At 41.0% G+C, this 6735-nt stretch carries 6 protein-coding genes; 5 read left to right on the top strand and 1 reads right to left on the bottom strand.

The features are described from left to right. The 4 genes from JWR87_RS19620 to JWR87_RS19605 all read left to right on the top strand — a co-directional run. Positions 1 to 533, top strand: a 533-nt coding sequence (locus JWR87_RS19620) for a rubredoxin (protein ID WP_297823485.1), incomplete at its 5' end; no start/stop codon positions are given. A 193-nt stretch (positions 534 to 726) separates the two neighbouring features. Continuing rightward, positions 727 to 3198 carry a DPP IV N-terminal domain-containing protein gene (locus tag JWR87_RS19615; RefSeq protein WP_297823483.1) on the top strand — a complete coding sequence of 824 codons (2472 nt, stop codon included), beginning with the start codon at positions 727 to 729 and terminating at the stop codon, positions 3196 to 3198. 363 nt (positions 3199 to 3561) lie between these two features. Next, positions 3562 to 3945 carry a hypothetical protein gene (locus JWR87_RS19610; protein WP_297823481.1) on the top strand — a complete coding sequence of 128 codons (384 nt, stop codon included), beginning with the start codon at positions 3562 to 3564 and terminating at the stop codon, positions 3943 to 3945. A 183-nt stretch (positions 3946 to 4128) separates the two neighbouring features. Further along, positions 4129 to 4692 carry a DinB family protein gene (locus JWR87_RS19605; protein ID WP_297823480.1) on the top strand — a complete coding sequence of 188 codons (564 nt, stop codon included), beginning with the start codon at positions 4129 to 4131 and terminating at the stop codon, positions 4690 to 4692. Between the two features lie 5 nt (positions 4693 to 4697). On the opposite strand, the gene JWR87_RS19600 is transcribed toward JWR87_RS19605, so the two are convergent. Further along, positions 4698 to 4826, bottom strand: a complete 129-nt coding sequence (locus tag JWR87_RS19600; RefSeq protein ID WP_297823478.1) for a hypothetical protein — start codon at positions 4824 to 4826, stop codon at positions 4698 to 4700. A gap of 136 nt (positions 4827 to 4962) precedes the next feature. On the opposite strand from JWR87_RS19600, the gene JWR87_RS19595 reads away from it, so the two are divergent. Further along, a complete protein-coding gene (locus JWR87_RS19595; RefSeq protein WP_297823477.1) occupies positions 4963 to 6702 on the top strand; it encodes a GMC family oxidoreductase in 1740 nt (579 codons plus the stop codon). The last annotated feature ends 33 nt before the right edge of the window (positions 6703 to 6735 follow it).

Genomic DNA, 6735 nt, shown 5'->3' with positions numbered 1-6735 from the left:
TCATTCGGTATTTCGACAAAGAAGATGTTCGCACCTACGGGTTGAGCTTTGCTGTAAAAACAAGACTTTTTTCAAGCATGCTCGGGTCTGTGGTTGTGAGGAAACAGGAAGTCAGAAACCCCGGGCGCTTAAAAGCATTAGAACGCTTTGAAATTTTATATACCGCTGACTTTAATCCCAATACTTCCAACTTAATCAGTTTTAGAAAGGACGTTGAAAAGGACCATTTGGGAACATACCTTGTTTCGTTATGTAAATATTTTTACGAGTTGGAGAGCAGGGAGAAAACTATTGCATTTGAAAATTTACATCAACCCGCAATTACACCTTCAGAAAATGTTTCTTCAAAAATTGTTTACCAGTGTAAACATTGCTTTTCCATCTACGATGAAACAATCGGCGGGGAAGAAACAAATACTCCATCCGAAACTTTTCCTCAGTTGCCGGCCGATTATCACTGTCCCTTATGCGAAGCCGGCAAAGAAGATTTTGAGCCTATCAATCTTTCTATGCTGAATACTTCAATTCCTTAAAAGCCTGCCCTTTTTGCAACATGAAGAGGAATTAAACAAAACGAAAGGCAATTGTACTTATAACCCGCAACAAGCAATAGGTCTTTATCTGCTATTGACTTTTTAACCTGCTTTTTCTTTATATTGGCAAATACAAGCTTGCTTTATTTTGCATTTCGTTCCTACTTTTCCTTTTCATTCAATTAAGTTATTTATGAAATTATTTGTATTCATTACGCTCCTTATTTCTACTACTTCATTTTCACAAACCGGCACAAAAGCAAACTACCAACTTGCCTCCAGGTTTTCTCCGAAGAAATTAGACAAGATGGTTTTTTCTACATCTGTAGATCCTCATTGGCTGAAAAAATCAAATCGGTTCTGGTACGTGTACGAGACACCTCAGGGAAAAAACTGGTTTTTGGTTGACCCGGTAAAGGCACAAAAAAGACTGATGTTCGACAATGCAAAACTTGCTGCAGAACTAACCAAAATAGTAAAGGACCCTTTTGATGCACAACACTTATTGGTAGACAGCATGCGTTTTGTAAAAGACGAAAACTGGATTCAATTCGAAGTAAAAAGCTCACAGGAAGTGGAGCGAAAAGATACTACTGTAAAAAAAGGAACCCCTCCTGCAAAAGAGAAAAAGGTGTTCTATTTTGAATATAACCTCGATACCGAACAACTGGTTGAACTACCCGATTTTAAAAAGCCAAAACGAAATCCCACATGGGCTTCTGTTTCTCCTGACGGTCAAACCATTGTTTTTGCTAAAAACTTCAATTTATGTTGGATGGATAAGTCCAACTACGAAAAGGCTTTACAAAAGGAAGATGATAGCACCATTGTCGAAAACAAACTCACCACCGATGGAATTGAATATTTTGAATACGGTTCTTCGGATAACGAAACCAATGTAGACAAAGAGAAGAATAAAAATAAACGCAAGGCCGCCCGCATATTGTGGTCTGCCGATTCTAAGCACTTTGTAATGTCAAGACCGGATATGCGAGCGGTTAAAGAGTTATGGGTTATTAACAGCATTGCCAGTCCACGGCCGACATTGGAAACGTACAAATACCACATGCCCGGCGAAAAAGAAGCACCTGTTGAGTTCGTGTTGTTGTTCGACATGGCTACTAAGACAAACAAAGAACTGGATGTAAAACAGTTTAAAGACCAATCCATTAGTTTATGGAACGCACCGGTTCTTCAAAAAACAAGGGACGATGATTATCGCCCTGCTGTTTGGTTAGGAACAAATGATAAGTTTTATTTTGCCCGTACAAGTCGCGACCTCAAAAGAATAGACGTTTGTGCTGTTGACATCAACACCGGTAAAGTAAGCCCTTTGATAGAAGAGCGAATGAATACGTATGTGGAGATCAGAAAACTTGGATTAGTCAACGGAGGTAGTGAACTAATTGAATGGAACGAAAGGGATGGATGGGGACACTTTTATTTATATGATGGAAATGGCAAGCTAAAAAATCAAATAACAACTGGCGGATATCACTGCGAAGACATTGTTGGTATTGATGAAAAGAAGCGGGTTTTATATTTTACTGCAAATGGAAGGGAGCCGAAAGAAGATCCTTACTATACCCATGTTTATCGTATAAATTTCGATGGTACAGGCATTCGGTTATTGAACGCGGGCGAGTTCGAGCACTCAGCAACAATGGATGACGACAAGCAGTTTTTTGTTGATAATTTCTCAAGAGTTAATACCGCCCCTACATCGGTTTTATTGAATAGCGAAGGCAAAAAAGTGCTTACCCTTGAAACAGCCGATCTGTCATCATTAATGGCTGCAGGCTATAAGTTTCCTCAAGTGTTCAAAGTAAAAGCCGATGACGGTATCACAGACCTGTATGGGGTCATGTACAAGCCGTTCGATTTTGACTCTACAAAGAAATATCCAGTCATCGAATATGTTTATCCTGGTCCGCAAACAGAAGCTGTAAACAAAGCATTCGGAAAAGGAATGGATCGTATCGACAGGCTTGCACAAATAGGTTTTGTTGTAGTAACGGTAGGCAACCGTGGTGGCAATCCCAGCCGCAGCAAATGGTATCACAACTATGGTTACGGCAACCTCAGAAATTTTGGACTTGCTGATAAAAAGGCGGCTGTTGAACAACTGGCCGATCGTTATTCTTTTATCGACATTAACCGCGTCGGCATTCATGGTCACTCTGGTGGTGGCTTTATGTCAACTGCTGCCATGTTCAATTATCCTGACTTTTTTAAAGTGGCCGTTTCCTCTTCCGGCAACCACGACAACAGTATTTACAATCGCTGGTGGAGTGAAAAACACCACGGGGTGAAGGAAAGCGTGGGTGAAAAAGGCGACACCACCTTTATGTACAATATCGAAAAAAACAACGACCTGGCTAAAAACCTAAAAGGTCACCTTCTCTTAACAACAGGAGATATCGACAATAACGTTCATCCCGCTAACACCACCAGGGTTGTAAATGCCCTCATCAAAGCAAACAAACGTTTCGACTTTGTTGTATTGCCGGGTCAGCGACACGCCTACGGTGACATGAGCGAATATTTCTTTTACATGTTGGCAGACTACTACAGCAAATGGCTGTTAGGCGACTTCTCGCAACCAGTAGACATAGAACAGATGAACCGCGAAATAGAGCTGGGAAGCGGAAGTGGCAAGCTATAATTTTTCCCACTTGTAGTTCTATTTCGAAAGAGCGCATGAAAATTTTTTTTCGTGCGCTTTCTATTTCATCAGTTAAATGCATCTACCCCTTTTTGTTAACCGGCATCGGTAATTCTTACGATGCTTTTGTTGCGTCGCACACTTGTACATCTTTTGCTAACCCAACATTTATCTACCCGAAAGGGTACCATTAGGTTATGCGTTACTACTACTTTACCGGCTATTTTAAGACCTTACATTGAAATTTACTTAACCGTTTAACTTCCCTCTTTTACCGTTTTTAGCCCTCCAAAAACAAGGAACTGATAAAATAAGCACGTACATTGTCTTAACTACTTTTTGAAAACAAAAATTTAAAAAATTATGAAAAAGCTAATTGTATTGCTTGCTTTTTTACTTGCAGCTACTGGTGGTGCAGTAATGGCACAAGGCGGCGGCGGTGGAAACATGGACCCTGCTCAAATGAGAGAAAGACAACTTACACAGTTGAAGGCGTCTGACCTGAAACTTACAGACGCGCAAGCTGATTCTGTAGTAAGCATCAACATGGAATCAAGACAACAAATGAGAGGTCTTAGAGATTTAAGCGACGATCAAAGAGCGGCGAAGATGAAAGAGATGAACGATATGCGTTTAAAAAGATGGTCAGCAGCTTTAAAAGATGAAGCTCTTGCCAAAAGAGTAGCAGATTACTACGAAAAACAAAGAGCCGCCAGGGCAAACGGTGGCGGTGGTTCACAACAATAGTTTTTAAGAAAACGGCGAAGCGCAAACTTCGCCGTTTTTGTTTCAATTAATTTCCCTGCTTTTTCTAACAAGTCAAATATTTAAAAGTATAACTGCGTTCATTGATCTGCTTTCAGGTTTTAATTTCTCTACAACACTTTTGAGTGTTTAAAAGATATTGTATTTTAACAAGAAACCTTTAGTATGAGAAAGAACCCTATTACCACATTACTTCTTATAACTGCAACACTCTTCTCTGTTACAGCCACATTTGGCCAGGCCTCTATTTCGGGCGATACTATTAAAAATGCCCTTGTGAAAGAATGGCAACGCGGTAAGGAATATACGCAGGAATATATGAGAGCAATGCCTGCCAATAAATACTCCTTTAAAGCAACCGATAGCGTTAGAACTTTTGCCCAACAGTTATTGCACCTTGCCCAGGCAAATATGTTTTTAGTATCAACTGCAACCGGTGAAAAATCTTCCTACTCAGGCCCCGATCTCGAAAAAAGTGTTGGTGCTCAAAGTGCAGACTCTGTCATGTACTACGTAAACCGCAGTTATGATTTTGCAATCGATGCAATCAAAAAACTACCTGCAACCTCTTTAATGCAAACAGCCACATTAAATATGGGAAGACCGCTTACCGAAACAAGACTCGCGTGGCTGTTAAAGTCGTTCGAACACCAGACTCATCACAGGGGTCAAACAACCATTTACTTGCGCCTTGCAGGAGTTCATCCTCCTAACGAAAAACTTTTCTGACAAGCCTAACTACTACATGGCACGAGCAACAATACTTCGAAAGTTTGTTGCTCGTTTTTGTTTGCTGAAGCAACCGGCTCTTCCATTTTTTGTTCCCTAATCAATTCGCTTCGGCTGGTGTTTTCGGGTTCCATTCTATCTTTATAATTCTTCAATTAACTGTTATTATATTTATTTTCTATCAATCAAATTTTTACTAAAAATCATTTTTCTTCAACTTATAATTCTATATTTAATTTTTCTTCTGATTGCAAAAAGCTATTAAATTTTATGGGTGATATTCAAATTAAAAAATCTTCAAAAGTTTACGATGCAGTAATTGTTGGCTCAGGTGCCGGGGGAGGCATGTCAGCATTTGTTTTAGCCAATGCCGGTGCAAAAGTTTTATTGTTAGAGGCAGGCCCGTTCTTCGATCCCGTCAAACATTCACAGCAATTAAAATTCTCTTACGAATCACCACGAAGAGGGGCTGGTTCCAAATTAAGAGCCTTTGGCGACTTTGATGCCGCTTATGGTGGATGGGAGCTAGAAGGTGAGCCTTACACAAAAAAAGACAATACCCAATTCGACTGGTTCCGCTCAAGAATGCTTGGCGGTAGAACAAATCACTGGGGAAGAATTTCATTGCGGTTTGGACCGAAAGATTTTCAACCTACCGATGGTTACAGCGAGAGATGGCCTTTAACCTACGACGAAATAAAGCCTTATTACGATAAGGTCGATATGCTGATAGGTGTGTACGGAACCAAAGAAAACCTGGAAAACGATCCTGATGGTATATTTCTTCCGCCTCCAAAACTTCGCTTAAATGAAATGTTCATTAAGCAGGGTGCTGAAAAAGCGGGCGTCAAAGTAATTCCCGGAAGAGGCTCTGTTTTAACGAAGGCTCTGCCAAATAATAAAGACCGCGGAGCTTGTTTTTTCTGCGGCCAGTGTAACCGCAGTTGCAAAGTTTATGCAGACTTTTCTTCTTCGTCATGTCTCGTTATTCCTGCTTTAAAAACAGGCAACCTCGAAGTTATTTCGAATGCCATGGTGCGCGAAGTACTGACCGATGACAACGGCCTCGCAACCGGCGTTTCATACGTAAATAAAGACGACATGCAGGAATACCAGGTAAGCGGAAAAACCGTTATCCTTGGTGCAAGCACTTGCGAGTCTACCAGGATCATGTTTAATTCAAAATCTAAAACCCATCCAAATGGTCTTGCTAACAGCAGCGGCGTTTTAGGTAAATATTTACAAGACTCTACAGGCGCTTCTCTGTCTGGCTTCCTTCCAAAACTAATGGATCGTAAGCGCTACAACGAAGACGGTGTGGGCAGCATTCACCTGTTGGGTCCATGGGTCACCGATAATAAAGGACTTGATTTTCCACGTGGTTATCATATAGAATTTGGCGGCGGAATGGGTATGCCGGGTTACGGATTTGGAGGAGATGTTCCAAAGTTAAATGGAATGGTGCCAGGTCCTGATGGAAAAATGAAAGACGCCGGCGGTTTCGGTGCTTCATTAAAAAATGACTACCGTCGCTTTTACGGAACCAACGTAGGTATGGCCGGTCGCGGTACGGGTATGGCAAGAATTGACAACTATTGCGAGATCGATCCCAACGTCGTTGACAGGTTTGGTATCCCGGTATTACGTTTTCATTACAACTGGAACAACGATGAAATAAACCAGGCAAAACACATGCAGGAAACCTTCCAGTCCATCATGCATGAGATGGGTGCCATCGTAACATCGTCAGAAAGAAATGCTGCTAATAACTGGGGATTGGAAGCTCCCGGAAGAATAATACATGAGGTAGGCACAGCCCGTATGGGTGATGATCCTAAAAAGTCGGTATTAAATAAGTGGTGCCAGGCACACGACTGTAAAAACCTTTTTGTTGTAGACGGAGCTTCTCACGTACAACAATCAGACAAGAATGCTACCTGGACGATACTTGCGTTCTCAATGAGGGCAGCCGAGTATATCCTTGATCAAAGAAAAAAGCAGAATATCTAAAAGGATTAGAATAATTTATGTTACCAACTGTTA

Origin of the sequence: Segetibacter sp. (assembly GCF_025963695.1) — a bacterium.
In the GTDB taxonomy this organism is placed as follows: domain Bacteria; phylum Bacteroidota; class Bacteroidia; order Chitinophagales; family Chitinophagaceae; genus Segetibacter.
This window is presented reverse-complemented; position numbering and strand designations above follow the sequence as displayed.

Coding starts and splice junctions, on each gene's coding strand:
- JWR87_RS19605 (WP_297823480.1), top strand. CDS start 4,129: ATGAGAAAGAACCCTATTACCACATTACTTCTTATAACTGCAACACTC.
- JWR87_RS19615 (WP_297823483.1), top strand. CDS start 727: ATGAAATTATTTGTATTCATTACGCTCCTTATTTCTACTACTTCATTT.
- JWR87_RS19595 (WP_297823477.1), top strand. CDS start 4,963: ATGGGTGATATTCAAATTAAAAAATCTTCAAAAGTTTACGATGCAGTA.
- JWR87_RS19600 (WP_297823478.1), bottom strand. CDS start 4,826: ATGGAACCCGAAAACACCAGCCGAAGCGAATTGATTAGGGAACAAAAA.
- JWR87_RS19610 (WP_297823481.1), top strand. CDS start 3,562: ATGAAAAAGCTAATTGTATTGCTTGCTTTTTTACTTGCAGCTACTGGT.